Origin of the sequence: Thermohalobaculum sediminis (assembly GCF_023487995.1) — a bacterium.
Lineage (GTDB): Bacteria > Pseudomonadota > Alphaproteobacteria > Rhodobacterales > Rhodobacteraceae > Thermohalobaculum > Thermohalobaculum sediminis.
In genome coordinates, this window is sequence record NZ_JAMFKN010000001.1 from 71,934 (window position 1) to 96,687 (window position 24,754).

The following is a 24,754-nucleotide window of genomic DNA, read 5'->3' on the forward strand; positions in this document are numbered from 1 at the left end:
GCCCCGCCGCCTCGCTAACACTCCCCGATGAGCCCGCTTCCGTCGCCCTCACCCCTGGCCATCCGCGCCGGCCGCTTCGACCGGCTGGGCGCGCATTGCACGGACGAGGGGGTCGATTTCGCGGTCTTCTCGTCCGAGGCCGAGCGCATCGAGGTCTGCCTGTTCGACGCCACGGGCCGCGAGACGGCGCGCATCCCGCTGCCCGAGCGCACTGGCGACATCTGGCATGGCGAGATCATCGGCCTCGGCCCCAGCACCCTTTATGGCCTGCGCGCCCATGGCCCCCATGCGCCCGAGCAGGGACTTCGGTTCAATCCGCACAAGCTGCTGATCGACCCCTATGCACGGGAGCTGCGCGGTGCCTTCACCGAATGCGGCGGGATCTATGGCTACGACCGCGGCGCGGCGGACGCCGACCTGAGCTTCGACACGCGCGACAGCGCCCCCTTCGTCCCGAAATGCGTCGTCGTCGCGCCCGAACCTGCGCCCGCGCCCGGCCTTCGCCGCGACTGGGACGAGACGGTGATCTGCGAGGCGCATCTCAAGGGCCTCACTCGCGAGTTCCCCGGCCTCGACCCGGCCATCGCGGGCACATGGGAGGCGCTGGCCGACCCCCGCGTGATCGACCACCTCGCGGGCCTCGGCGTCACCGCCATCGAGCTTCTGCCGATCCACGCCCGCCGGGACGAGACCCACCTCGCCCGGCGGGGGCTCACGAATTACTGGGGCTATTCGACCATCGGCTTCCTCGCCCCCGAACCGCGCTATCTGGGCCCCCTCGGCCGCGCCGGGATGCGCGCGGCCATCGCGGCGCTGCACGCGGCGGGGATCGAGGTGATCCTCGACATCGCGCTCAATCACAGCGCCGAGGGTGATCATCTGGGCCCGACGCTCGGCTTCCGCGGCCTCGACAATCGCAGCTATTACCGCCTCCAGCCCGGGCGCGAGCGGTTTCATGTGGACGACACCGGCTGCGGCAACACGCTGGATCTGTCGCACCCAATGATCGCGCGCCTCGCGCTCGACAGCCTGCGCCATTGGGCGGTGGACTGGGGCGTGGACGGCTTCCGCTTCGACCTTGCCACGACGCTGGCGCGCGAGGCGGGCGGCTTCGACCCGCTGGGCGGATTTCTCGACGCGCTGAGGCAGGACCCGGTGCTGGCGGGGGTGAAGCTGATCGCGGAACCTTGGGACCTCGGTCCCGGCGGCTATCGGCTGGGCGGATTCCCGCCTCCCTTTGCCGAGTGGAACGACCGCTTCCGCGACGATGCCCGCCGCTTCTGGCGCGGCGACGAGGGTGCGGCGCCCGCGCTGGCCGCGCGGCTGATGGGCTCGGCCGAGATCTTCGACCGCGCGGGCCGCCGGGCGTGGTCTTCGGTCAACTTCATCACCAGCCATGACGGCTTCACGCTGGCGGACCTGACCGCCTACGCCCGCCGGCACAACGAGGCGAACGGCGAGGGCAACCGCGACGGCCACGCCCAGAACTTCAGCCACAACTGCGGGGCCGAAGGGGCGACGGGCGACCCCGCCATCCTGACCCGCCGCGCCCGGCGCGCGCGCAACCTGATGGCCACGCTCTACCTCGCGCAAGGCACGCCGATGCTGCTGGCGGGCGACGAGATCGGCAATTCGCAGGGCGGCAACAACAACGCCTATTGTCAGGACAACCCCACCGCCTGGGTGAACTGGGCGGGGGCCGACGAGGCCTTGCACGGCTTCGTCCGCCGGCTCGCCGCGCTGAGGCGCGCGCATCCCGTGTTGCGGCAGACGCGCTTCCTGCATGGCGGCATCCGGGCCGAGGACGGCGCGCCGGATGTCGACTGGCACGCCCTTTCGGGCGGCGCGCCCGACTGGCACGACCCAGGGCTGCGCGCCTTCTGCCTGCATCTGCGCGGCGCGGCCGAGGCGCCACCCGGCGCCCGGACCCTCGGCGAGGCGCTGATCGCCGTCAATGGCGCAGCCGCCGAGGCAACCCTGACCCTGCCGCCCCCGCCCCCCGGCGCGCGTTGGCTGCGCGCGCTCGACACCGCCCGGCCCGAGGGCGCACCCTGCCCCGCGACCGGCCCGCACGCGCCGCTGGCAGCCGAGTCGATTGCCCTGTTCGTGCCGGAGCCCGACGCATGACCCCCGCCCACCTGCCCGACCCGATCCTCGATCTTGCGGGACTCGCCGGGATCCTGCCCGCCTGGGTCGATCTCTCGGGCCATGTCCACACCACGACGCGCGAGACCGCCACCGCGCTCCTGCGCGCCATGGGACTGATCGGCGATCCGGCCGAGGCCGCCGATGCCGCGGCCGCCGCGCGCGCGCGACTTGCCGCCCAGGTGCTGCCCGCGGCCCATGTCGCGCTCGCCTGGCGGCCCTCGGCGCTGCCGCTCCCGCGCGGGGTCGAATGGCGGCTGACCTTCGAGAGCGGCGGCATCGCCGAGGGGCGTTCCGCCGGGATGCTCGAGCTTCCCGCCCTGCCGCCCGGCCTGCACGAACTTGCGGTGGGCGCCGAGCGCTGCCTCGTCGTCTCGGCCCCGCCCGAGGCGCCCTCGGTCGCGGGCGCGACCGGGCGCGCAAGGGTCTGGGGCTTCACCGGGGCGATCCACGCGCTGCATTCAGCGCGCAATCCGGGGCCGGGCGATTACGCCGACCTGCGCGCGGCGGCGGCGGTGCTGGCGCCGCTGGGGGCCGACTTCCTCGGTGTGAACCCGCTGCACGCGCTGGGGGCGGCCTATCCCGGCTTCAGCCCCTACTCGCCCGGCCATCGCGGCTTCCTCGACACCCGTGCCATCGCACCCGACCGCGTGCCGGAGTTCACCGACGCCCCCGACGCCCGGGCGCTCTGGGCCGCCCGCCCCTCCACGCGTTCCGATGGCCTGATCGACCATGCCGCCGCGCGCGCCCACCGCGCGCCAGTGCTCGCGGCCCTGCACGCCGCCTTCCGCGAGCGCGCGACGCCCCAGCGCCGCGCCGCCTTCGCCGCCTTCCGCGAGGCGCGCGGCCGGGCGCTTGCGGACTTCGCGTTGTTCGAGGCGCTGTCCGAGCGTCACGGCACCGACTGGCGGCGCTGGCCAGAGGGGTTCGACAGCCCCGACGCCCCCGGCGCCCGCGCCTTCGCCGTCGCGCAGGGCGACGCGCTGGGCTTCCACGCCTGGCTGCAATGGCTGGCCGACGAGCAGTTGGCGCAGGCGCAGGCCGAAGCCCGCGCGGCAGGGATGGCGCTGGGGCTCTACACCGACCTCGCGGTCGGCGTGCGGCCCAACGGCGCCGAGGTCTGGGCCCGCCCCGGCGTCTTTGCCACCGGCGTCTCGCTGGGCGCGCCGCCCGACCAGTTCGCGCCGGGCGGGCAGTCCTGGGGCCTGGCGCCCTTCTCACCGCCCGGCCTCGAGGCCGTGGGCTTCCGGCCCTTCGTCGAGACGATCCGGGCGGCGATGCGCCATGCAGGGCTGGTGCGCATCGACCATATCCTCGGCTTCGACCGCACCTTCTGGGTGCCGGGCGACGGCACGCCGGGCAGCTATGTCCGGATGCCGCGCGACGTGCTGATGGCGATCGTCCGGCTGGAAGCCGCGCGCGCCGGCGCCGTGGTGATCGGCGAGGATCTCGGCGTCGTGCCCGAGGGCCTGCGCGAGCGGATGGCGCAGTCGCACATCCACGGATCGAGCGTGATGCAGTTCGAGCGCGAGCCTTCGGGCGACTTCCGCCCGCCCGCCGCCTACCCCGCCCGTGCCGCGGCTTCGGTCGGCACGCATGACACGCCGACGCTGGCAGGCTGGTGGGCCGCGCGCGACATCGACTGGGCCGAGCGGCTGGGCCGAACCGGGCACGAGGACGCCGCCCGCTGGCGCGCCGAGCGGGCTGAGGACCGCCGCCGCCTGCTGCGCCGACTTGCCGCCGAGGGGCTTCTGCCCGACGGCCTCGACCCCGAGGCGCCGCCCGCCACGCTGGCGCCCGCCCTGAACGCGGCGATCCACGCGCTGGTCGCCCGCGCGCCGTCGGCGATCCTCGCGGTGCAGATCGACGATGCGCTGGGCACCGTCGAGCAGGCCAACATCCCCGGCACCACCGATGCGCACCCGAACTGGCGCCGCCCCGCCGCACGCGCGGTCGAGGAGCTGGGGGAAGACGCCTGCCTCGCCGCCGTCGCCAGCGCCGTGGCGGCAGAACGCCCCCGCTGACCCCTTTTCCCGCGCGGACGATGCGTTAGGATCGCACCCCGAACCGGCGGCACGGCCGGGAGGGAGCAAGACGCCGGGGAAGAACCCGACAGCAGCACCGCCCGCCCCTCATGGCGCGCGGGAAGGAGCAGGAACGGATGACCTTCGACCGGACGCGCGGCCTGCGCGAGATCACGCCCGCAGAGTTGGCCGAATCCATCCGGCACCATCTCACCTATTCGATCGGCAAGACGCCGGACGCCGCGAAGCTGACCGACTGGCGGCTCGCGCTATCGCGCGCCATCCGCGACCGGCTCGTCGATCCCTGGTTCGCGACCACCCGGCAGGTCTATGCGCGCGACCTCAAGCGGGTCTGCTACCTCTCGATGGAGTTCCTCATCGGCCGGCTGCTCGAGGACGCGATCCGCAACCTCGGGCTCGAGGACGCGGCGCGCGAGGCGATGGCGGCCCTCGGCGTCGATTACGCGGCGGCGATGCTGGACGAGCCTGACGCGGCACTGGGCAATGGCGGGCTGGGGCGGCTCGCGGCCTGCTTCCTCGATTCGATGTCCACCCTCGGCATCCCGGCCCATGGCTATGGCATCCGCTACGACCATGGCCTGTTCCGCCAGAGCTTCCGCGACGGCCGGCAGGTCGAGGAGGCCGAGGACTGGCTCGCCCAAGCCCATCCCTGGGAGTTCGAGCGCACCGAGGCCCTCTGGCCGATCGGCTTCGGCGGCCGGGTGACCGAGACCGGCGGCCGCGCGCGATGGGAGCCCGAGGAGACCGTGCTCGCCGCCGCCTACGACACGCCCATCCCAGGCTGGCAGGGGCGCTGGGTGAACACGCTCAGGCTGTGGTCTGCCAAGCCCACGCGCGTCTTCGACCTCGAACCCTTCAACCGCGGCGACTTCCTCGGCGCCGCCGCCCCCGCGGTGCTGGCGCAGACCATCAGCCGCGTGCTCTACCCCGACGACACCACGCCGCAGGGCAAGGAGCTGCGCCTCAAGCAGGAATACTTCTTTACCGCGGCCAGCCTGCGCGACCTTCTGCGCCGCTTCTTCAGCGACCACGACGACCCGCGCCTGCTGCCGCAGCGCGTGGCAATCCAGCTCAACGACACGCATCCCGCGATCGCGGGACCCGAGTTGGTGCGCCTGCTGATGGACGAGCGGGGCCTTGGCTTCGACGAGGCCTTCCAGATCGCCCGCGGCACGCTCCACTACACCAACCACACCCTGATGCCCGAGGCGCTGGAGAAATGGCCGGCGGAGCTGATGGCCCGCGTCCTGCCCCGCCACATGCAGATCATCGAGCGAATCGACGCGGCCCATGCCGCCGAGACCGCACCCCGCCCGGCCGGTGTGGGCTGCCTGCGCGACGGCGAGGTGCGGATGGGGGATCTGTCGTTCATCGCCGCGCGGCGGGTGAACGGCGTCTCGGCGCTTCACACCGGGCTCATGCGCCGCACGGTGTTCCGCGAGCTCGACGCGCTGCATCCCGGCCGCATCGTCAACCAGACGAATGGCGTGACACCCCGGCGCTGGCTGAAAGGCTGCAACCCGGCGCTGTCGGCGCTGATCACCGAGGCGGTGGGCGAGGGCTGGGAGGCCGACCTCGACCGCCTTTCGGCGCTGGCGCCACTGGCCGGGGACGCGGCCTTCCGCGAGCGTGTGGCCGCCGCCAAGCGCGCGAACAAGCAGCGGCTCGCCGCGTGGATCGAGGCGGAATGCGGCGTCACGGCCGATCCCGGCGCGATCTTCGACATCCAGATCAAGCGCATCCACGAATACAAGCGCCAGCTCATGAACGTGCTGGAGGCCGCGGCGCTGTGGAACGAGCTCCGCCGCAACCCCGGCGCCCCGATCCCGCCGCGCCTGCGCATCTTCGGCGGCAAGGCCGCGCCCGGCTATGCCATGGCCAAGGCGATCATCCGGCTGATCAACGACATCGCCCGCACGATCAACGCCGACCCCGCCATGCGCGGCCGCCTCGCGCTGGTTTACCCGCCCAACTACAACGTGACGATGGCCGAGCGGCTGATCCCCGCGGCCGACCTCTCGGAACAGATTTCCACCGCCGGGATGGAGGCGTCCGGCACCGGCAACATGAAGTTCGCGATGAACGGCGCATTGACGATTGGCACGATGGACGGCGCCAATGTCGAGATCCACGAGAGCGTGGGCGACGACAACATCTTCATCTTCGGGCTCGATGCCGGGGGTGTCACACGCCTGCGCGCCGAGGGCTACGACCCCGCCGCCCATGTCGGGCGCTCCGACCGCCTGCGAGAGGTCGTCGAGCAGATCCGCGCGGGCCGCTTCTCGGACGGCGATGCCGAGCGCCACCGCGCGGTCGCGGACAACCTGACCCACCACGACTGGTTCATGGTCGCAGCCGATTTCGACGCCTACTGGGACGCCCAGCGCCGCGTCGATGCCGCCTGGGCCGATGCCGACGGCTGGGCACGGAAAGCCGTGCTCAACATCGCCCCGATGGGGCGATTCTCGTCCGACCGCACGATCCGCGGCTATGCCAGCGAGGTTTGGGAGGTCGCGCCGCAGTTCTGAGCGGGGCATGCTCTACGCCGGCCGCCCCCCTCGCGGCCGAGCAGCCCGCTGCCACGGCCGTAAGCCGGGGCCTCGCTGACGTGCAAACCCGGGAGGTCCCGGCTCAAGGCCAATGCAGCGAACGAAGGGGCCGAGATGCGCCCGGTGTCCGGGCCGTCGCGAGGCCCCGGCTCAGGGCCGGGGCAGCGCCTCGTGCGCCGTCGGTGGAACCGCCCCTCACCCCTCGCCCGGCCCCTGCCGCAGCGGATGCGGCACCGGGTCCTTCGCGCGCAGGAAGTGGCTCGCGAACACCTCGCGGTAGGAGGCATAGCGATAGCCGCGGTTCCGCCGCAGCACCTCTTCGCGTCGCGCGCGATAGAGCGCGGGCAGCCTGTACCACGCCACCCGCGGGCTCGCATGGTGCACGGCGTGGAAATTGTTGTTGAGGAACAGAAGCGCGAGCGGCCCGCGATCCTCGATCACCACGCTGCGCCCCGCCGCCTTCTCGTGCGCACGGTGCTCGAGGAAGGTGCGGATCTTCAGGAGTGACAGGCCCAGATAGGCCGCCAGCAGATACTGCCAGACCGGCATGGTTCCCAGCATCGCCAGCCACGCCACCACCGGCACCAGCCCCGCCACATGCAGCGCATAGGCCCGCCGCACGGCCGGGTCGCCCACCCGGATGGCCCGAAGGTCGCCCGCCCAGAAAGTCGCCAGCCCGATCGCCGGCCCCAGCGCCATCCGCCCCGCCAGCGTGTTGTTCGCGCGCAAGAGCGCCCGGCGCCAGCCCGGCAGCCGCGCCCAGACCGCGGGGTCGAGATAGTTCGACTCCGGGTCGTCATAGGGGTCGGTCAGGATCTCGTCGCGGTGATGCGCCAGATGCGTGTCGCGGAACCGCTCGTAGGGCACGAACAGCCCCAGCGCCGGAAAGACCAGCGCGTCCGACAGCCGCTGATCGCTGAACGGGTGGCCGTGCAGCACCTCGTGCTGCAGCGAGGAATGGAAAGCCAGCACGATGCCCATCAGCGGCACCGCGAGCCAGCCCCCCAGCGTGCTGGCATGAAGCGTCAGCAGCGCCCATGCCACATAGCACAGCCCAATAAGGGCCAGCGTAGGCCACTCGAACGGCACCGGTTTCCTGAGCGCGTCGACTGAGTCGGACATGATCACCACACGAAAGTGTGATCTTTGCTACACCAAAGCGTCATCCGCGCGAAGAGGGATCTTGAGGGCCCCAATCACCCGCGTCAGCGCCTGCGCGCGACCGCGAGCAGGCCGTCGAGATCAAGGAAGGTCTCTAGGTGATCGGCCAGCGCATCCAGCGTCTCGTCGACTTCCGACTCGTAGCCGAGCCCGGAGGCCTCGGCGCCCAGCCGCTCGAGGAACCGCGCGCGGAAGGTGTCCGCCCCGAACAGCCCGTGCAGGTAGGCCCCGGCCACCCGCCCATCCGCGCTTGCCGCCCCTTCCTCGGCGCCGCCGACCCTGAACAACGGGCGGGCGCGGTCGGGTCCTTCCGTGCGGCCGATATGGATCTCGTAGCCGGTCACGCTCAGGCCCGTGGCGATCTCCACCGCCTCGACGCGGGTGAGGGTCTTGTCGGGCGTCATCACCGTCTCGACGTCCAGCAGGCCCAGACCCTCGCTCGTACCGGGCGCGCCCTCGATGCCTTCCGGGTCGGCGATGGTCCGCCCCAGCATCTGATAGCCGCCGCAGATGCCCAGGATCCGCCCACCGCGGCGGCGATGCGCCGCAAGGTCGATGTCCCAGCCCTGCGCGCGGAGGAACGCCAGATCCCCCCGCGTCGACTTCGAACCCGGCAGGATCACGAGGTCCGTATCCCCCGGCAGCGCCTCGCCGGGGCGGACCATGACGACCGAGACGCCGGGCTCGAGCTTCAGCGGATCGAGATCGTCGAAATTCGCGATCCGCGAGAACAGCGGCACGGCGATCTTTACGCGGCCCCCGGCGCTGCCCGCGCGGATGTCCGCGGCATCCTCGGCCGGCAGGCGGTGGGCGCCGGGAAACCATGGCACGACGCCGAAGCCGCGCCAGCCCGTGGCCTCGGCGATCATCGCATAGCCGTCGTCGAACAGTGAAACATCGCCTCGGAACTTGTTAATAAGAAAACCTTTTATCCGTTCCTCATCCTCGGGTGGCAGCACCGCCTTCGTGCCCACGACCTGCGCGATCACGCCGCCCCGGTCGATGTCGCCCGCAAGGATCACCGGCACGCCTGCGGCCTCGGCAAAGCCCATGTTGGCGATGTCGCCCACGCGCAGGTTGACCTCGGCCGGGCTGCCCGCGCCCTCGACCAGCACGAGGTCGGCCTCGGCCCCGATCCGGGCAAAGCTGTCGAGCACCGCCGCCAGAAGCTGCGGCTTCAGCCGCGCATAGTCGCGCGCCATCGCGTGAGTGAGCCGCCGCCCCTGCACCACCACCTGCGCGCCCTTCTCCGACTCGGGCTTGAGCAGCACCGGGTTCATGTGGACGCTCGGCTCGACTTGGGCGGCGCGCGCCTGCAGGGCCTGCGCCCGGCCGATCTCGCCGCCATCGGCCGTGACGGCGGCGTTGTTCGACATGTTCTGGGGCTTGAACGGCCGAACCTTCAATCCACGCCGCAGGAAAGCACGGCAAAGACCCGCGACGAGGACGGATTTTCCGACATTCGAGCCGGTGCCCTGGATCATCAGCGCGGGCGGGCGCGTCATCGCGGCGTGCCCTTCAGCGTGAGCGGCAAGCCCGCCGCCACGAATTCGACATGGCCCGCGACGGCCGCGATGCGCTGGTTGAGCCGCCCTTGCTCGTCGCGGAAGGCGCGGCCCAGCTCGTTCATCGGCGCCAGCCCCATCCCGATCTCGTTCGACACCAGCACGATGCGGCCCGGCGCCAGCTCCATCGCCGCGATCAGGCGCGCCGTCTCGGCCCCCGGCTCGCGGCCGTGATGCATGACGTTCGACAGCCACAGCGTGAGACAGTCGATCAGCAGCGTCGTCCCCTCGGCCGCATGGGCGCGCACGGCGTCCGCAAGGTCCAGCGGCTCCTCGACCACAAGCCAGCTCTCGCCCCGCTCGGCCCTGTGCCGGGCGATGCGGGCCTCCATCTCGAGGTCGAGCGCCTCGGCGGTGGCGACGAACACATGCGGGGGCGTCGCCGCCAGCGACAGGGCTCGGGCCGATTTGCCCGAACGCGCCCCCCCCAGAACAAGCGATATATCAGCCATGAACGGGCGACTTCTCATGTGCGAAGGTCAGCGGCACGGCATAGGGGATCGGCTCGGCGAACACCGTCTCGAAGCCTGCGCCGGTCAGGATCATCCGCGCGGCCCGGATCGGCCCCGCATGGGTCACGAACACCGCCCCCTCGGGCGCGCGGGCCAGCACCGCCGCCACCCGGGCATGGAGCGCGGCGAAACTCTCGCCCCCCGGCGGCGCCACCCGCCAGGGGTCGGCCGCCCAGGGGTCGCTCGCGGCGCGGTCGATCGCCTCCCAGGCGCGCCCTTCCCAGGCCCCGAAGTCGAGCTCCATCAGCTCCGGCTCGGTCACCGCCGCCACGCCGTCCCGCGCGGCCAGCGCCTCGGCCAACCCCCGGCAGCGCGTGGCGGGGCTCGTCAGCACCGCCCGCGCGCGGGGTGTGGCCGCGAGCGCCGCCGCGATCTCGGCCCCGGCCCCCGGCCCCGGCCCGAGGTCGAGCCGCCCGTAACAGATGCCGGGCGCCACGTCGGGCCGGGGGTGGCGCAGGAAGATCATGCGCCCACCCATGCCGCGCAAAGGACCAGCATCGCCGCCGTCTCGGCCAGCGAGGCGATGGCACCATAGCCGTCGCCGGTCATGCCGCCGACCCGGCGCGCCATCAGCCGCACGACCAGCGCCATCGCGGCCAGCGCCGCCAGCAGCGCGCCGATGCCGGCCATCCCCCCGGCAGCGGCCACGACCAGCCCGAGCCCCAGCGCCAGCGCCATGCCGGGCGCATCGGCCCCCTGCCCCAGCATCCGGCCCAACCCGTCCGGCCGCGCAGGCGTGACCAAGGCGCTTGCCGGCACCATCACGGCGCGGGCCACGGTCGCGGCGATCACCAGCGCCACCGCCCCGTCGGCGGGCGCCACCGGTGCCAGCGCGGCCCATCGCAGGCCGACCGAAAGGCCGATAGCCAGAGCCGCATAGCTCCCGATCCTCGAGTCGCGCATGATCTCGAGCGCGCGCTCGGCGCTCGCGCCCCCGCCCAGCCCGTCGGCCACGTCGCCCAGCCCGTCCTCGTGCATCCCGCCGGTTGCCAGCAGCATGGCCGCCAGCGCCAGCCCCGCCGCCACGGCGCCCGGCAGCACGGCGCCCGAAGCCCACCAGACGCCCGCGCCTATCAGCCCCACAGCCGCCCCCGCGACGGGGAAGAACGGCAGGGCCGCGCGCAGCCGCCCCTCCTCCCAGCCCGGATCGGGCACGGGCAGGCGGGTGAGGAACTGCAGGGCACTCAGCAGGCGGGCGAGAGCGGACGGCATCTCAGCCCTCGCGCCCCGAGATGCCAGCGCTCTGGAAGGTCGCCATCTCGGCCAGCATCCGCGCGGCCGCCCGCAGGATCGGCAGCGCCAGCAACGCCCCGGTGCCCTCGCCCAGCCGCATGTCGAGGTCGAGCACGGGCTCCACCCCCAGATGCGCCAGCATCAGGCGGTGGCCGGGCTCGCGGCTGCGATGGGCAAAGATGCAGGACGCCCGCGCCTCGGGCCGCGCGGCCAGCGCGACCATCGCCGCGGCCGTCGAGATGTAGCCGTCCACCAGCACCGCCGCGCCGCCCGAGGCCGCGCCGATCACCGCCCCCGCCATCGCCGCGATCTCGAGCCCGCCGAAGGCCGCCAGCGCCTCGACCGGCCCCAGCCGCCCGGGCCGCCGCGCCGCCGCGCGCTCGAGGATCGCGACCTTGCGCGCCACCCCTTCCGCGTCGAGCCCCGCCCCCGGCCCGGCCAGCGGCGCCAGCGGCAGGCCATCGACCGCATGGGCAAGCAGCGCGGCCGACGAGGTGTTGCCGATCCCCATCTCGCCCAGCGCGATGACCCGCACGCCGCGCTCTGCCGCCTCGCGCGCGAGTCCTGCACCGAAATCGAGCGCGGCCAGCACCTCGTCACGCGTCAGCGCGTCCTCGGTCGCGGCATTGCGCGTGCCGCGGCGGATGCCCGCGCGGATCAGCCCCGGCGCGTCAGGCAGGTCCGAGGCCACGCCCGCGTCGATCACCCGCACCTCCGCTCCAGCCGCGCGGGCGAACACGTTCGCGGCCGCCCCGCCGGCGAGGAAATTCAGCACCATCTGCGCGGTGACTTCCGATGGCCAGGCCGAGACCCCCTCGGCCACGATGCCGTGGTCGGCCGCGAAGATCATCAGCTCCGCCGGATCGGCCTGCGGGTCCTCGCGCCGCTGCGCCACGCCCAACGCGACCGCGAGATCCTCGATCCTGCCCAGCGATCCGGGGGGCTTGGTCTTGGCGTCGATGCGCGTGGCGATGCGGGCGGCAAGCCCCTCGGGCACCGGCGAGCTGGCGAGGCGCTGCAGCATCTCAGTCATCGAACCGCGGCACGGCAGGCTTCGTCGCCAGTGCCGGCAGCCGCGCGATGAAATGGCCCTTCACGCCCTGCGGCCATTGCCTGAATGGCACCTGCCCGGTCTCGCTTTCGCGGTGGAGGGCTGCGTACTCGACCACCGCCTCGGCGGCCTCGCGCCCCGGCACGAACTGGCCCAGGACATAGGTGATCTTGCCGTCGGCCATCACCGCGGTGTTGCAGTGGCGCTCGCAGCCCATCAGGCACGAGGTGCGCCGCACCTCGACCCCCTCGCGTCCGGCGGCGAGGCGCTCGACCTCGGACGCGAGGATCTCGCCCCCGGTGCGGCCACAGGGCGCGGTCTTGTCCTCGACGGAATAGCGACAGGTATCGCAGACGACGATGGTGGTCTTTGGCAGGCTCATCATTTCCCCGGCATGGCGCGCCCCGTGCGGCCGGGCGCGACCTTGGGCCAGTGGCGCGCGGCCTGTAAAGCGGTTTCGCGACACCCCATGCGCCGATGTCGCCCGCCCGCCCCGATGCGGCGCTTTTTCGTTTGAGCCCCCGCCCGGCGGCGCGTAAGCAGGGGCATGAACAGCGCACCCGGCGGACGGGGGCGGAGCGGATTCGGGACCGGCGCCGACCCAAGACGGGGGTGTCACCCGGGGCTGTTCGGAGAAGGGTGCCATGCGCCCGCCCGTCCTGTCGGCCCACGTCAGGAGGGGACCCACGTGAAGAAGCTCGCCGCCATCCTTGCCGCCCTGCCCGCCACCGCCCTGGCCCATCCCGGCCATTACGCCGAGGCCGCGGGCCACAGCCACTGGCTCGCGCTGGGCACGTTGAGCCTCGCAGGCCTGATCGCCGCCATCGGCGTCTTCCGCGCCGTCCGCCGCGCCCGCAAGGACCGCCGGGCGGAGAGCCGCTGATGTCCCGCATCGGGGTGATGGTCTGTGGCCACGGCTCGCGCTCGCAGGCTGCGGTCGACGAGTTCGCCGTGGTGGCCGAGCGGCTGAGGCCGCTCCTGCCCGGCTGGCCGGTCGAATACGGGTATCTCGAATTCGCGAACCCGGTGATCCGCGACGGGCTCGACCGGCTGCGCGAGCAGGGCTGCGACCACATCCTGGCCGTGCCGGGGATGCTGTTCGCGGCGATGCACGCGAAGAACGACATCCCCTCGGTGCTCAACACCTATGCCGCGCAGCACGGCATCAGGGTGCAGTATGGCCGCGAGCTTGGCGTCGATCCCAAGATGGTGGCGGCAGCGGGCGCGCGCGTGCGCGCGGCGGTCGAGCAGGCCAACCGCGACCTTGGCGAGGTGCCGCTGTCGGACACCTGCCTCGTTGTGATCGGGCGCGGCGCGTCGGACCCGGACGCGAATTCCAACGTCTCGAAGATCACGCGCCTCCTGTGGGAGGGGATGGGCTTCGGCTGGGCCGAGACCGGCTATTCCGGCGTGACCTTCCCACTGGTCGAGCCCTGTCTGGAGCGCGCCGCGCGGCTGGGATTCCGGCGGATCGTGGTCTTCCCCTACTTCCTGTTCACCGGGATCCTGATCGACCGCATCTACGGCTTCACCGACACCGTGGCGCGGGCCTATCCCTTCATCCAGTTCGTGAAGGCAGGCTACCTCAACGACCACCCGCAGGTGATCGCGACCTTCGCCGAGCGGGTGACCGAGATCCTGGAGGGCCAGAACGCCATGAACTGCGCGATGTGCAAGTATCGCGCGCAGGTGCTGGGCTTCGAGGCCGAGGTCGGTCTGCCGCAGGAAAGCCACCACCACCATGTCGAGGGGCAAGGGGCGTCCGCGCCCGGCTCGAACGTCGCGGACTGCCCGCTGTGCGACACCTTCTGCACCGGCGCCTGCCGGCTGGCGATGGAGGATGCGGGGCATGGTCACGGGCATGGTCACGGGCATGATCACGACCATCCGCATGACCATGACCACCCGCATGATCACGGCCACGACCATGGGCACGACCATGGGCACCACCATGTCCACGACCACCACCACCCGCCCTATCCCCACGCGAAGCACCCGCTGGGACCCGAGAGCGTGCGAAAGTACCTGAAGGGCACGCGCGAGTGACGACGCGCGGCTCCATCGGGCCTCGCGCGGCGCGTCCGGCCACAGGCCATGGCGGTAAGGCTGATGCCCCGGCGCGGCAACCGGGAACTCCCGGGGTCGAGCCGGGGGATCCGACGACACCAATAAGGCCCCGGCTCGAGGCCGGGGCAGCGGCGAGGCTCGCACAGCATCTCCGCGGGCGTCCATCGGCCACGCCGGGCGCGATCGCCGAACGCCGCGACTTCGATTTCTCCACCGCTGCCCCGGGCCTGACCCGGCGCCTCGGACCAAGCGCCGCTCCTCGGGGCCCGACCCAGCGCCGCCCGCCAGCCGCCGCTGCCCCGGGCTTGACCCGGGGCCTCCCGGGCCTCGCGCCCGGCGCGCGCCGAAACGCACCCCGGCCAGCGCCATGACGCGGCTGTTCGACAGCGTGCTGATCGTCGACTGGTCGTCGGCGGCCACCCCCGCGCGGGGCGCGAACAGCATCTGGCTGGCGCTGGCGCGCGACGGCGCGCTCGTCCGCCACGAGAACCCCGCCACGCGGGCCGAGGCTGTCGAACTGATCGCGGACATCCTCGCAGCCGAGGCCGATGCGGGGCGGCGCATCCTCGCAGGCTTCGACTTTCCGCTGGGCTACCCGCGCGGCACCGCCCGTGCCGTGGCAGGGGCCGATGGCTGGCGCGCGCTGTGGGACCACCTCGCCGACGGGATCGAGGACGGCCCCGGCAATGCCAACAACCGCTTCGTGCTCGCGGCCGCGCTCAACGCGCGCTTCCCGGGCGAGGGGCCGTTCTGGGGCCGCCCGCGGACCCACGACCTGGCCGCGCTGCCCGAGCGCAAGCCGGCCCGCCACCCCGCGCACCCGCCCGAGCGCCGGGCCGTCGAGCGAGTCTGCCCGCGCACGCAACCCGTTTGGAAGCTCTACACGACGGGCGCCGTGGGCGGGCAGGTGCTGACCGGCATCCCGGCGCTTGCCCGCCTGCGCGCTGACCCGCGGCTGGCCGGGCGTTGCGCGGTCTGGCCCTTCGAGGGCGGAATGGCGGTGCCCGATGCACCCGTGGTGATCGCCGAGATATACCCCTCGCTGCTCGACCGCGAGATCCGCGCGGCGCGGCGAGCGGACGAGCCGCTCGATGCCGCGCAGACCCGTGTCACGGCGCTCGCCTATGCCGGGCTCGACCGCGCGGGGGGGCTTGCGGCCCTGTTCGCGGGCGCGCCGGGGCTCGATGCCGACACCCGCGCCGCGGCCGAGACCGAGGAGGCCTGGATCCTCGGCGTCGGTCACGAGGCCGCGTTGCGCGAGGCTGCCCGCGGGCTCGCGCCCGCGCCCGCCGTCATCCCCTTCCCCCGCCGTGCGGCGCTGCGCTACGAGCGCGACCCGCACGCCATCTACCGTCAGTCCTGGGCGACCGTCCGCGCCGAGACGCGGCTGGACCATCTGCCCGCGGACCTCCACGACGTCGCCATCCGCATGGTCCATGCCTGCGGCATGACCGATGTTCCCAGCCGGCTGGCCTGGTCGGACGATGTCGCGGCCTCGGCCCGCTCCGCGCTGGCCGCGGGTGCTCCGATCCTGTGCGACGCGGGCATGGTGGCGCAGGGCATCGTCGCCGCCCGCCTGCCGGCCAGGAACCCGGTGGTCTGCACGCTCGACGACCCCGCCGCGGCGTCGCTGGCGGCCGAGATCGGCAACACGCGCTCGGCCGCAGCCGTGCGGCTGTGGCGCGAGCGGATCGCGGGCGCGGTCGTGGCCATCGGCAACGCGCCCACGGCGCTGTTCCACCTTCTGGAACTGCTCGACGAGGGCTGGCCGCGCCCTGCCGCGATCATCGGCCTGCCGGTGGGCTTCGTGGGCGCGGCAGAATCGAAGGCCGAGCTTGCCCGCGACCCACGCGGCGTGCCGTTCCTTACGCTGCGCGGCCGGCGCGGCGGCTCGGCCATGGCGGCGGCGGCGGTCAACGCGCTGGCCGCGGGACTGGAGGCACCCCGATGACCGACCCCTGGCTCCACATCGCCGGCATCGGCGAGGACGGCATGGCGGGCCTGACCCCCGCCGCGCGCCGCGCGGTCGAGGCGGCGGAACTCATCATCGGCGGAGAGCGGCACCACCGCCTCGCGCCCGATGTTACGGCCGAGCGCATCGCCTGGCCCTCGCCCTTCGATGCGCTCATCGACCTGATCCGCGCCCATCGCGGGCGCCGCGTGGTGGTGCTGGCCACGGGCGACCCGCTGTGGTTCTCGGTCGGCGCGCGCATCGCGGGGGCGATCCCGGCGGGCGAGATCGTGTTCCACCCGCAGCTTTCCGCCTTCCAGTGGGCCGCCTGCCGGATGGGCTGGTCGCTCGCGGACGTCGAGACCCTGACCGCCCATGGCCGCCCGTCCGAACAGGTGATCCCCGCCTTCTGGCCAGGCGCGCGGCTGCTGATCCTCACCTCGGGCCCCGAGACGGCGGGCGAGATCGCGCGCCACCTGACCGCGCGGGGCTATGGCGAGTCGGCGATCAGCGTGCTCGGGAACCTCGGCGGGACCGAGGAGACGCGCCACGACGGCACCGCCCGCGACTGGGCCGCGATGGACCCCGCGCCGAACCTGCCCGCGCTCAACACGCTGGCGATCGAGTGCCGCGGCACCCCCGCCATGCTTCTGCCGCGTCTGCCTGGTCTGCCGGACGACGCATTCACGCACGACGGCAAGATGACCAAGCAGGAAGTTCGCGCGGTTACGCTTTCGCGCCTGATGCCGTCGCGTGGCGCGGTTCTGTGGGACATCGGCACCGGCTGCGGCTCGGTCGCCATCGAATGGATGCGCGCGGCCCCCGACGCGGTGGCAATGGGCTTCGATCCGCACGCCGACCGCCTCGCCATGGCCCGCGCGAATGCCGAGGCGCTGGGCGTGCCGCGCCTTGCGCTGATCGAGGGAAGGGCGCCCGAGGTGCTGGCCACCCTGCCCGCGCCCGTGGGCACCAAGCCCGACCTGCGCCGGCCCGATGCCGTCTTCATCGGCGGCGGGCTCACGCGCGATACGGTGGCGGCGGCCTGGTCGGCGCTGCGCCCCTCGGGCCGGCTGGTCGCCAACGCTGTGACGCTCGAGTCCGAGGCGCTCCTGATCGCGCTCCATGCCGAGATGGGGGGCGATCTCACCCGCCTTGCGATCTCGCGCGCCGCGCCCGTGGGCGGGCTGACCGGCTGGCGTCCGCTGATGCCGGTGACGCAGTGGAGCCTGGTGAAATGACCGCGACTGGCACCCTGTGGGGCGTGGGCGTCGGCCCCGGCGACCCTGAGCTCATGACCCTCAAGGCCCACCGCCTGATCCGGGCGGCCCGTGTCGTCGCCTATCCCGCGCCCGACTCCGGCGTGAGCTTCGCGCGCGAGATCGCCGCCGGCGCGATCGCCGAGGGGGCCGAGGAAATCCCCATGATCGTGCCCATGCGCCCCGACCGCTTCCCGGCGCAGGAGGTCTATGCCGAGGCTGCCACCCGCATCGCCGCGCGGCTGGGGACGGGCGAGGACGTGGTGTGCCTGTGCGAGGGCGACCCGTTCTTCTACGGCTCGTTCATGTACCTGTTCGCGCGCCTCGCGGACCGCTTCCCGGTCGAGGTGGTGCCCGGCGTCTCGTCGCTCGGCGCCTGCGCCGCCGCGCTAAAGCGCCCGCTGACCGCGCGCAATGACGTGCTGACGGTCCTGCCCGCGCCGCTGCCGGACGATGCCCTCCGCGCGCGGATCGAGGGCGCGCAGGCGGTCGCGATCATGAAGCTGGGGCGGCATCTGGGCCGGGTGCGGCGGCTGCTGGCCGGGATGGGCCTCGCGGCGGGAGCGGGCTATGTCGAACGCGCCTCGCTGGGCGCGCAGGCCGTGCGCCCGCTGGCCGAGGCACCCGACCCCGCCCCCTATTTCTCGATGATATTGGTCCACAAGGCGGATGACCCATGGCTGACGTGATCCCTGTCGTGGTCTGCCTCTCGCGCTCGGGCGAGGATGTGGCGCACCGTGTCGCGGCCCTTCTGGGCGCAACGGTGCATGGCCGCGAGGGGCGCGTCGCGCGGGCCGATGCCTTCTTCCCCAACGCGCTGGCGCATGTGCGCGACCTCTTTGCGGCGCGCGTGCCCGTCGTGGGTGTCTGCGCCGCCGGGATCCTCGTGCGCGCCGTGGCGCCGATGCTGGGCGACAAGCGGGCCGAGCCGCCAGTGGTCGCGGTGGCCGAGGACGGATCGAGCGTGGTGCCGCTCCTGGGCGGACATCGTGGCGCGAACCGGCTGGCGCGCCGGATCGCGGATGCGCTGGGGGGTATGGCGGCAGTCACCACCGCGGGCGACCTCGCGCTCGGCCTCGCGCTCGACGAGCCTCCCCCCGGCTGGCGGCTGGCGAATCCCGAGGATGCCAAGGCCGCGATGGCGGCCGTGCTGGCCGGCGCGCCCGTGGTGGTGGAGGGCGAAGCCGGATGGCTGTCCGAGGCGCCGCGCCCCGGCACCGGCGCGCCCCTGCGGCTGACCGCGACCGATGGCCCCACCGAAGGCGGCATGTCGCGCCTCGTCTACCACCCGCAGCGCATCGCGCTGGGCGTGGGCTGCGCGCGAAATTGCCCCGAGGACGAGCTTGCCGCGCTGGTCGATGCGGCCCTCGCCGAGGCCGGCATCGCCCCCGGCGCGGTGGCGGGAGTGTTCTCGCTCGACCTCAAGGCCGACGAGGCGGCGGTGAACGCGCTCGCCCGGCGCCTCGGCGTGCCGCTCAGGGTGTTCGACGCCGCGACGCTCGAGGCCGAGACCCCGCGGCTTGCCACCCCCTCCGAGGTGGTGTTCGCCGAGGTCGGCTGCCACGGCGTGGCCGAGGGCGCGGCGCTCGCCGCCGTCGGCCCGATGGGCGCGCTGTTCCTGCCAAAGCGCAAATCCGCGAACGCCACCGTCGCGATCGCCCGCGCGCCGGCGCCGATCACCTCCCTCCCCGGCCGGGCGAGGGGCCGGGTGGCGCTCGTCGGCATCGGCCCCGGGCAGGCCGAGTGGCGCACGCCCGAGGCCTCGCGCCTGATCGCCGAGGCCGACGAACTGGTGGGCTACGGCCTCTACATCGACCTGCTCGGGCCGCTCGCCGCCGGCAAGCCGCGCCGCGACTTCCCGCTGGGCGGCGAGGAAGACCGCTGCCGCTATGCGCTGGAACGGGCGGCGGAAGGCGTCAGCGTCGCCGTCATCTGCTCGGGCGACGCCGGGATCTACGCCATGGGGGCGCTGGTGTTCGAACTGCTCGACCGCCGGGTGCATGGCGTGTCGGACGCCGCGCGCCGGGTCGAGGTACTCTCGGCCCCCGGCGTCTCGGCACTGCAAGCCGCGGCCGCCCGGGCGGGGGCGCCGCTGGGGCATGACTTCTGCGCGATCTCGCTTTCGGACCTGCTTACGCCGCGCGAGGACATCATCCGCCGCGTGAAGGCCGCGGCCGAGGGCGATTTCGTCATCGCCTTCTACAACCCCGTCTCGCAGCGCCGCCGCACCTTGCTTTCGGAGGCCCGCGAGATCCTGCTCGCCCACCGCCCGGCCGACTGCCCGGTGCTGCTGGCAAGCTCGCTGGGCCGGCCGGAGGAGGCGATCCGCTACCGCCGGCTCTCGGAGTTGCAGGTGGACGAGGTGGACATGCTGACCGTGGTGCTGGTGGGCTCGTCGCAGTCCCGCCTCGCCCGGCTTGGCGAGGGGCCGCGGATGTTCACGCCGCGGGGCTATGCGAGGAAGATCGAGGGCGCAGCATGACCGTCCATTTTATCGGCGCGGGTCCCGGCGATCCGGACCTGATCACCGTCAAGGGGTTGCGGCTGATCCGCGCCTGCCCGGTCTGCCTCTATGCCGGCAGCCTCGTGCCCGAGGCGATCGTCGCCGAGGCACCCGAGCGCGCGAGGGTGATTGACACGGCGGCCCTGACGCTCGACCAGATCGTGGCCGAGATCGAGGCGGCGCATGCGCGCGGGCAGGACGTGGCGCGGGTCCATTCCGGCGACCCCTCGCTCTATGGCGCGATCGCCGAGCAGATCCGGCGGCTCAAGGCGCTGGGCATCCCCTACGACATCACCCCCGGCGTTTCGGCCTATGCCGCCGCGGCCGCCGCGCTGGGGCGGGAACTCACCATCCCCGAAGTCGCGCAGACCGTGATCCTCACCCGCACGGCGATGAAGTCGTCCGCCATGCCGCCGGGCGAGGATCTGGCGACGCTGGCGCGCACAGGCGCGACGCTCGCCATCCACCTCTCGATCCGCAACCTGCTCGAGATCGAGCGGACGCTTTCCCCCATCCTTGGGCCCGACTGCCCGGTGATCGTGGCCTACCGGGTCGGCTGGCCCGACCAGTGCTTCATCGAGGGGAGGTTGTCGGACATCCGCGAGAAGGTGCGCGCGGCCAAGGTCACGCGCACCGCGCTGATCCTGATCGGCCGGGCGCTGGCGGAGCAGGAGTTCCGCGACTCGGCGCTCTACGACGGCGCGCACCCGCACATCCTGCGGCCGAAGCGCAGCGCCTGAGGGGGCGGGAAGCGTGAGGGACAATCCGATGCGCCGCGCGCGGTGCGGATCGCTGCCCCGGGCTTGACCCGGGGCCTCCCGGTCCTTCGGCGACGCCCCGGGTCAAGCCCGGGGCAGCGCGGGGCGACAGGCGCGGTGCAGGGCGAAGGCTCGACGCGGCGGGGGGCTCAATCCTTCGCGTAGGGGTTCTCGCCCTTCCTCAGCGTGAAGCGGATCGGCACGCCCTCGATGCCGAAGTCGCGGCGCAGGCCGTTGACCAGATAGCGCACATAGCTCTCCGGCAGATCCTCGGCGCGCGAGCAGAAGGCGACGAAGCCGGGCGGGCGGGTGCGGACCTGCGTCATGAAGCGCAGCCGGATGCGGCGGCCCTTCGACGCCGGGGGCGGGTGGGCCTCGGTCTGCTCGATCAGCCAGCGGTTCAGGCGGTTCGTCGGCACGCGGATGTTCCACACCCGGTGCATCCGCTCCACCGCCTCGCGCAGCCGGTCGAGCCCCTTGCCGGTGAGCGCCGAGACGGTGACCAGCGGCGTGCCCTTGAGCTGCGGCAAGAGCCGCTCGGCCCGCTCGCGCAGGTCCGCAAGCGCGCGCGCCTTGTCCTCAACCAGATCCCACTTGTTGACGGCGAAGACCACCGCCCGCCCCTCGCGCTCGGCGAGGTCGGCGATGCGCAGGTCCTGCGTCTCGAAGGCATTGTCGGGGTCCATCAGCACCACGACGACCTCGGCGAAGCGCACCGCGCGGATGGCGTCGGAGGTCGAGAGCCGCTCGACCTTCTCCTGCACCTTGGCCTTCTTCCTCAGCCCCGCGGTGTCGAAGATGCGGAAGGCGCGCCCGCCCCAGTCGGTGCTGACGGCGATCGCGTCGCGGGTGATCCCGGCCTCGGGGCCGGTCAGCAGCCGGTCCTCGCCGAGTATCGCGTTCACCAGCGTCGATTTGCCGGCATTGGGCCGGCCGACGACGGCAATCTGGAGAGGCCGCCGCTCGGCCAGCGCGTCCTCCTCGGTATCCGGGTCAAACTCGACCGCCCTCGCCGCCGCCTCGAAGCGCTCGGCATAGGGCTCGAGCGCGGCGTAGAGGTCGCCCATCCCCTCGCCATGCTCTGCCGAGATCGCGAGGGGCTCGCCCAGCCCCAGCTCGAAGGCCTCGTAGAGCCCGCCCTCGCCCGCGCGCCCCTCGGCCTTGTTTGCCACCAGGATCACCTCGGTGCCGCGCTTGCGCAGGATCTCGGCGAAGATGCGGTCCACGGGCGTCACGCCCGCGCGCGCGTCGATGATGAAGAGGCACAGGTCCGCCTCGGCCACCGCGCGCTCGGTCAGCCGGCGCATGCGGGCGGGCAGGCTGTCGTCGGTCGCGTCCTCGAGCCCGGCGGTGTCGACCACCGTGAATCGCAGGTCGCCAAGCCGCCCCTCGCCCTCGCGCAGGTCGCGCGTCACCCCCGGCTGGTCGTCCACCAGCGCCAGCCGCTTGCCGACCAGGCGGTTGAACAGCGTCGACTTGCCGACATTGGGCCGGCCGATGATGGCGAGGGTGAAGGACATGGCGGCGTTCTCTACGCGCTGGCGCCGCGGGTGGCAAGCAGCCTTGCGCAGCCTGCATCCGAAAGCCTCTGGCGCGGCGCCACGGCGCGGTTCATCAAGAGCGCATGATTCAGCTTACCGACAATCTGCGCGGCGCGGCCTTCATGTCGATCAGCATGGCGGGATTCGTCGTCAACGACACCTTCGTCAAGCTCGCCTCGCCCGAGATGGGCGTCTTCCAGCTCATGTTCCTGCGCGGCCTGATGGCGAGCATGCTGATCGCGCTGATCGCCGCGCGGTCGGGGGCGTTCCGGGTCTCGCTGGGCGGGCGAGACCGCCGGGTGCTGGGCCTGCGCGTCATCGGCGAGATGGGGGCGGCCACGCTGTTCCTGACGGCGCTGTTCCAGATGCCCATCGCCAACGTGACCGCCATCCTGCAATCGGCGCCGCTCGCCATCACGCTCGCGGCCGCGCTGTTCCTGGGCGAGCCGGTGGGCTGGCGGCGGATCTCGGCCATCGTGGTGGGCTTCGTGGGCGTGCTGATGATCGTCCGGCCGGGGGCCGAGGGGTTTTCGGCCGCCTCGCTGGTCGCGCTCGCCTCGGTGGGCTTCGTCGTGCTGCGCGAGCTTTCCACCCGGCAGCTCTCGCCCGGCGTGCCGTCGCTTCTGGTGGTGTTCGCGACCTCGGCGGGGGTCACGATCATGGGCGGGGGCGTGATGCTGTTCGAGCCCTGGGCGCCGGTCTCGACGCCCACGCTGATGCTGCTCGCGGGCTCGGCCGTCACGGTCAACATCGGCTACTTCTTCGGTGTCCAGGCGATGCGGATGGGCGAGATCGGCTTCGTCGCCCCCTTTCGCTACGCGCTGATGGTCTGGGCGCTGATCCTCGGCTACGCGGTGTTCGGCGACATCCCGGACGTGCTGACCCTGACGGGCGCGGCGATGATCGTCGGCAGCGGGGTCTACAGCTTCCGCCGCGAGCAGCGCCTTGCCCGCAAGCTGGCGGCGCAGCGGGCCGAAGGCGCGCGCGGGGTCGTCTGACCCCGCGCCGCCGGCTCAGCGCAGCGCCTGCAGCGTGCCCCGGTCGGTCAGCACGAAGACGGTGCGTCCCGACACCACCGGCCCGGTGACCGAGCCGCCCGCGAGGTCGGTCCGGCCCAGCTCCTCGCCGCTCACGCCGTCGAAGGAAATCAGCTCGCCCTCAGACGAGGTGATCAGCACCCGCCCCTCGACCAGCACGGGGCCCGAGTAGGAGATCGGGTCGTCGCGGTCCTCGGGGTCGCCGAAGGCCGGCAGCTCGGTCTCCCAGATCGTCGTGCCGTCGCGCGCCGAGAGGCGCATCAGCTTCGAGTCGTCGGTGGTGACGAAGATCGTGTCCCCAGCCGCCCAGATCGGCCCCTGCGCGCCGATCGAGCGGGTCCAGACGCGCTGGCCCGAGCGGGCATCGATCGCCACCATCCGGCCCGCCTGGTTGGCGGCGACGACCAAGGGTCCGACCACGACCGGATCGCCCGTGACGTCCGAGATCGCCGCGCGCGCAAGCCCGCGCCGCCCGCCGGACAGCACCGCGCTCCAGAGCCGCCGGCCCGATCGCGCATCGACGGCGACCAGTTCGCCCGATGCGAAGGGCAGGAAGGCGAAGGCCCCCGCCAGCGCCGGGCTGGCCCCCCCCAGCACGCCCGCGTCCGAGGTGACCGAGGGCACGCGCCAGATGATCTCGCCGGTCTGTGCGCTCAGGCCGAAGCCGCGGTTGTCGCGCGTCACCGCGACGATCAGCCCGCCCGCCGCGGCCGGTGCCGCGCGCACCGGGGCGCCGAGGCTGGTGCGCCAGGCCACCTCGCCCGAGGCCGGGTCGAGTGCGACCACCTCGCCGAAGCCAGTGGCGGCGAAGAGCCGCCCGCCGTCGAAGGCGAGCCCGCCGCCGAATCCCTCGCGGCCGCTCTCGCGCTCGGGCGAGAGGCCTGTGCGCCAGCGCTCCGCCCCGCTCGAGGCGTCGAGCGCCGAGACCTCGGCGGCCGCGTCCATCGCAAAGACCACCCCACCCACCACGATCGGTGCGCCGGTGATCGCGCTGTCGGACGAATTTCCGGCCCCGATGTCGGCGCTCCAGGCGGGCGCGGGCGAGGCCGGGCCCGCGAGGTGCCCCGAATTGTGCGACGGCGCCCCGTTCGTCTGGGTCCAGTCGGCGATCTCCTGCGGCTGCGGCAGGGCGGCGCCGCCGAAGGCCCCCGGCGCGGCCGGCGCCTCGGTCCTCAGCCGGATGCGTTCGCCTTCGAGGATCTCCTCGTCGTCGAACAGGCCGCACCCGCCCAGCAGCAGGGCGGCGGCCATGAGGGCCCCAGCCGCGCGTGTCACCGAACCCACCGAACGCCGCTCACGCCTCATGCACAGTCCCTCCCCTGCGCCGCGCATCGCCCGTGCGCGGGCCGCGCGGTTTTCTCGTCCGATTGCCGCGCCACG

20 protein-coding genes are annotated in these 24,754 nt (G+C 73.1%); 11 read left to right on the forward strand and 9 right to left on the reverse strand.

The annotated features are described in order from the left end of the window. The first annotated feature begins 27 nt into the window (after positions 1-27). The 3 genes from glgX (at position 28) to M1105_RS00335 (ending at position 6,718) form a co-directional block, all read left to right on the forward strand. Complete coding sequence (gene glgX, locus M1105_RS00325) at positions 28-2,127, forward strand: glycogen debranching protein GlgX (protein ID WP_249578352.1); 2,100 nt, start codon at positions 28-30, stop codon at positions 2,125-2,127. Continuing rightward, entirely contained in the window at positions 2,124-4,169 is a 2,046-nt protein-coding gene (gene malQ, locus M1105_RS00330) for a 4-alpha-glucanotransferase (RefSeq protein ID WP_249578353.1), read from the forward strand. The genes glgX and malQ overlap by 4 nt, the downstream gene beginning before the upstream one ends. 137 nt (positions 4,170-4,306) lie before the next feature. Further along, positions 4,307-6,718 (forward strand): glycogen/starch/alpha-glucan phosphorylase, encoded by a 2,412-nt coding sequence (locus tag M1105_RS00335; RefSeq protein WP_249578354.1) that lies wholly within the window; start codon positions 4,307-4,309, stop codon positions 6,716-6,718. 216 nt (positions 6,719-6,934) lie between these two features. On the opposite strand, the gene M1105_RS00340 is transcribed toward M1105_RS00335, so the two are convergent. The 7 genes from M1105_RS00340 to M1105_RS00370 form a co-directional block, all read right to left on the reverse strand. After that, on the reverse strand, positions 6,935-7,861 hold the full coding sequence (locus M1105_RS00340) for a fatty acid desaturase (protein WP_249578355.1): 927 nt from the start codon (positions 7,859-7,861) through the stop codon (positions 6,935-6,937). 83 nt (positions 7,862-7,944) lie between these two features. Beyond that, positions 7,945-9,405, reverse strand: a complete 1,461-nt coding sequence (locus M1105_RS00345) for a cobyric acid synthase (protein ID WP_249578356.1) — start codon at positions 9,403-9,405, stop codon at positions 7,945-7,947. Continuing rightward, the gene (gene cobU, locus M1105_RS00350) at positions 9,402-9,917 is read right to left on the reverse strand and encodes a bifunctional adenosylcobinamide kinase/adenosylcobinamide-phosphate guanylyltransferase (RefSeq protein ID WP_249578357.1); all 516 of its coding nucleotides are present in this window, start codon (positions 9,915-9,917) and stop codon (positions 9,402-9,404) included. Before cobU ends, M1105_RS00345 begins: the two co-directional genes overlap by 4 nt. Beyond that, on the reverse strand, positions 9,910-10,443 hold the full coding sequence (locus M1105_RS00355) for a histidine phosphatase family protein (protein ID WP_249578358.1): 534 nt from the start codon (positions 10,441-10,443) through the stop codon (positions 9,910-9,912). Before M1105_RS00355 ends, cobU begins: the two co-directional genes overlap by 8 nt. Continuing rightward, positions 10,440-11,189 (reverse strand): adenosylcobinamide-GDP ribazoletransferase, encoded by a 750-nt coding sequence (cobS, locus tag M1105_RS00360; RefSeq protein ID WP_249578359.1) that lies wholly within the window; start codon positions 11,187-11,189, stop codon positions 10,440-10,442. Before cobS ends, M1105_RS00355 begins: the two co-directional genes overlap by 4 nt. 1 nt (position 11,190) lies before the next feature. Further along, positions 11,191-12,243 carry a nicotinate-nucleotide--dimethylbenzimidazole phosphoribosyltransferase gene (gene cobT, locus M1105_RS00365; RefSeq protein ID WP_249578360.1) on the reverse strand — a complete coding sequence of 351 codons (1,053 nt, stop codon included), beginning with the start codon at positions 12,241-12,243 and terminating at the stop codon, positions 11,191-11,193. Further along, on the reverse strand, positions 12,236-12,643 hold the full coding sequence (locus tag M1105_RS00370) for a DUF1636 family protein (protein ID WP_249578361.1): 408 nt from the start codon (positions 12,641-12,643) through the stop codon (positions 12,236-12,238). Before M1105_RS00370 ends, cobT begins: the two co-directional genes overlap by 8 nt. Positions 12,644-12,949: 306 nt before the next feature. On the opposite strand from M1105_RS00370, the gene M1105_RS00375 reads away from it, so the two are divergent. The 7 genes from M1105_RS00375 (at position 12,950) to cobM (ending at position 20,778) form a co-directional block, all read left to right on the forward strand. Then, positions 12,950-13,144: a DUF6732 family protein gene (locus tag M1105_RS00375; RefSeq protein WP_249578362.1), complete on the forward strand. Its 195-nt coding sequence runs from the start codon at positions 12,950-12,952 to the stop codon at positions 13,142-13,144. Beyond that, positions 13,144-14,307: a sirohydrochlorin chelatase gene (locus M1105_RS00380; RefSeq protein WP_249578363.1), complete on the forward strand. Its 1,164-nt coding sequence runs from the start codon at positions 13,144-13,146 to the stop codon at positions 14,305-14,307. Before M1105_RS00375 ends, M1105_RS00380 begins: the two co-directional genes overlap by 1 nt. Before the next feature lie 388 nt (positions 14,308-14,695). Beyond that, positions 14,696-16,279 carry a precorrin-8X methylmutase gene (locus M1105_RS20750; RefSeq protein ID WP_319936747.1) on the forward strand — a complete coding sequence of 528 codons (1,584 nt, stop codon included), beginning with the start codon at positions 14,696-14,698 and terminating at the stop codon, positions 16,277-16,279. Further along, positions 16,276-17,517, forward strand: a complete 1,242-nt coding sequence (cbiE, locus tag M1105_RS00390) for a precorrin-6y C5,15-methyltransferase (decarboxylating) subunit CbiE (protein WP_249578364.1) — start codon at positions 16,276-16,278, stop codon at positions 17,515-17,517. The genes M1105_RS20750 and cbiE overlap by 4 nt, the downstream gene beginning before the upstream one ends. After that, positions 17,514-18,224 carry a precorrin-2 C(20)-methyltransferase gene (cobI, locus tag M1105_RS00395; RefSeq protein WP_249578365.1) on the forward strand — a complete coding sequence of 237 codons (711 nt, stop codon included), beginning with the start codon at positions 17,514-17,516 and terminating at the stop codon, positions 18,222-18,224. The genes cbiE and cobI overlap by 4 nt, the downstream gene beginning before the upstream one ends. Next, positions 18,212-20,017, forward strand: a complete 1,806-nt coding sequence (cobJ, locus tag M1105_RS00400) for a precorrin-3B C(17)-methyltransferase (RefSeq protein ID WP_249578366.1) — start codon at positions 18,212-18,214, stop codon at positions 20,015-20,017. Before cobI ends, cobJ begins: the two co-directional genes overlap by 13 nt. Further along, positions 20,014-20,778, forward strand: a complete 765-nt coding sequence (gene cobM / locus M1105_RS00405; protein WP_249578367.1) for a precorrin-4 C(11)-methyltransferase — start codon at positions 20,014-20,016, stop codon at positions 20,776-20,778. Before cobJ ends, cobM begins: the two co-directional genes overlap by 4 nt. 167 nt (positions 20,779-20,945) lie before the next feature. Here the strand turns inward: cobM and der are convergent, their stop codons facing one another. Next, on the reverse strand, positions 20,946-22,316 hold the full coding sequence (gene der / locus M1105_RS00410; protein ID WP_249578368.1) for a ribosome biogenesis GTPase Der: 1,371 nt from the start codon (positions 22,314-22,316) through the stop codon (positions 20,946-20,948). 104 nt (positions 22,317-22,420) lie between these two features. On the opposite strand from der, the gene M1105_RS00415 reads away from it, so the two are divergent. After that, positions 22,421-23,335, forward strand: coding sequence for a DMT family transporter (locus tag M1105_RS00415; protein ID WP_249578369.1), 915 nt, complete (start codon positions 22,421-22,423; stop codon positions 23,333-23,335). A 15-nt stretch (positions 23,336-23,350) separates the two neighbouring features. On the opposite strand, the gene M1105_RS00420 is transcribed toward M1105_RS00415, so the two are convergent. Next, positions 23,351-24,625: an outer membrane protein assembly factor BamB family protein gene (locus M1105_RS00420; protein WP_249578370.1), complete on the reverse strand. Its 1,275-nt coding sequence runs from the start codon at positions 24,623-24,625 to the stop codon at positions 23,351-23,353. Positions 24,626-24,754 lie beyond the last annotated feature (129 nt).

Excerpts from the sequence above, each read along its gene's own strand:
- cobT (WP_249578360.1), bottom strand. The coding sequence starts at position 12,243 with ATGACTGAGATGCTGCAGCGCCTCGCCAGCTCGCCGGTGCCCGAGGGG.
- M1105_RS00340 (WP_249578355.1), bottom strand. The coding sequence starts at position 7,861 with ATGTCCGACTCAGTCGACGCGCTCAGGAAACCGGTGCCGTTCGAGTGG.
- M1105_RS20750 (WP_319936747.1), top strand. The coding sequence starts at position 14,696 with ATGACGCGGCTGTTCGACAGCGTGCTGATCGTCGACTGGTCGTCGGCG.
- M1105_RS00415 (WP_249578369.1), top strand. The coding sequence starts at position 22,421 with ATGATTCAGCTTACCGACAATCTGCGCGGCGCGGCCTTCATGTCGATC.
- M1105_RS00355 (WP_249578358.1), bottom strand. The coding sequence starts at position 10,443 with ATGATCTTCCTGCGCCACCCCCGGCCCGACGTGGCGCCCGGCATCTGT.
- malQ (WP_249578353.1), top strand. The coding sequence starts at position 2,124 with ATGACCCCCGCCCACCTGCCCGACCCGATCCTCGATCTTGCGGGACTC.
- cobS (WP_249578359.1), bottom strand. The coding sequence starts at position 11,189 with ATGCCGTCCGCTCTCGCCCGCCTGCTGAGTGCCCTGCAGTTCCTCACC.
- cobM (WP_249578367.1), top strand. The coding sequence starts at position 20,014 with ATGACCGTCCATTTTATCGGCGCGGGTCCCGGCGATCCGGACCTGATC.
- M1105_RS00380 (WP_249578363.1), top strand. The coding sequence starts at position 13,144 with ATGTCCCGCATCGGGGTGATGGTCTGTGGCCACGGCTCGCGCTCGCAG.
- glgX (WP_249578352.1), top strand. The coding sequence starts at position 28 with ATGAGCCCGCTTCCGTCGCCCTCACCCCTGGCCATCCGCGCCGGCCGC.
- M1105_RS00335 (WP_249578354.1), top strand. The coding sequence starts at position 4,307 with ATGACCTTCGACCGGACGCGCGGCCTGCGCGAGATCACGCCCGCAGAG.
- der (WP_249578368.1), bottom strand. The coding sequence starts at position 22,316 with ATGTCCTTCACCCTCGCCATCATCGGCCGGCCCAATGTCGGCAAGTCG.
- cobJ (WP_249578366.1), top strand. The coding sequence starts at position 18,212 with ATGGCTGACGTGATCCCTGTCGTGGTCTGCCTCTCGCGCTCGGGCGAG.
- M1105_RS00370 (WP_249578361.1), bottom strand. The coding sequence starts at position 12,643 with ATGAGCCTGCCAAAGACCACCATCGTCGTCTGCGATACCTGTCGCTAT.
- M1105_RS00420 (WP_249578370.1), bottom strand. The coding sequence starts at position 24,625 with ATGGCCGCCGCCCTGCTGCTGGGCGGGTGCGGCCTGTTCGACGACGAG.
- cobI (WP_249578365.1), top strand. The coding sequence starts at position 17,514 with ATGACCGCGACTGGCACCCTGTGGGGCGTGGGCGTCGGCCCCGGCGAC.
- M1105_RS00345 (WP_249578356.1), bottom strand. The coding sequence starts at position 9,405 with ATGACGCGCCCGCCCGCGCTGATGATCCAGGGCACCGGCTCGAATGTC.
- cobU (WP_249578357.1), bottom strand. The coding sequence starts at position 9,917 with ATGGCTGATATATCGCTTGTTCTGGGGGGGGCGCGTTCGGGCAAATCG.
- cbiE (WP_249578364.1), top strand. The coding sequence starts at position 16,276 with ATGACCGACCCCTGGCTCCACATCGCCGGCATCGGCGAGGACGGCATG.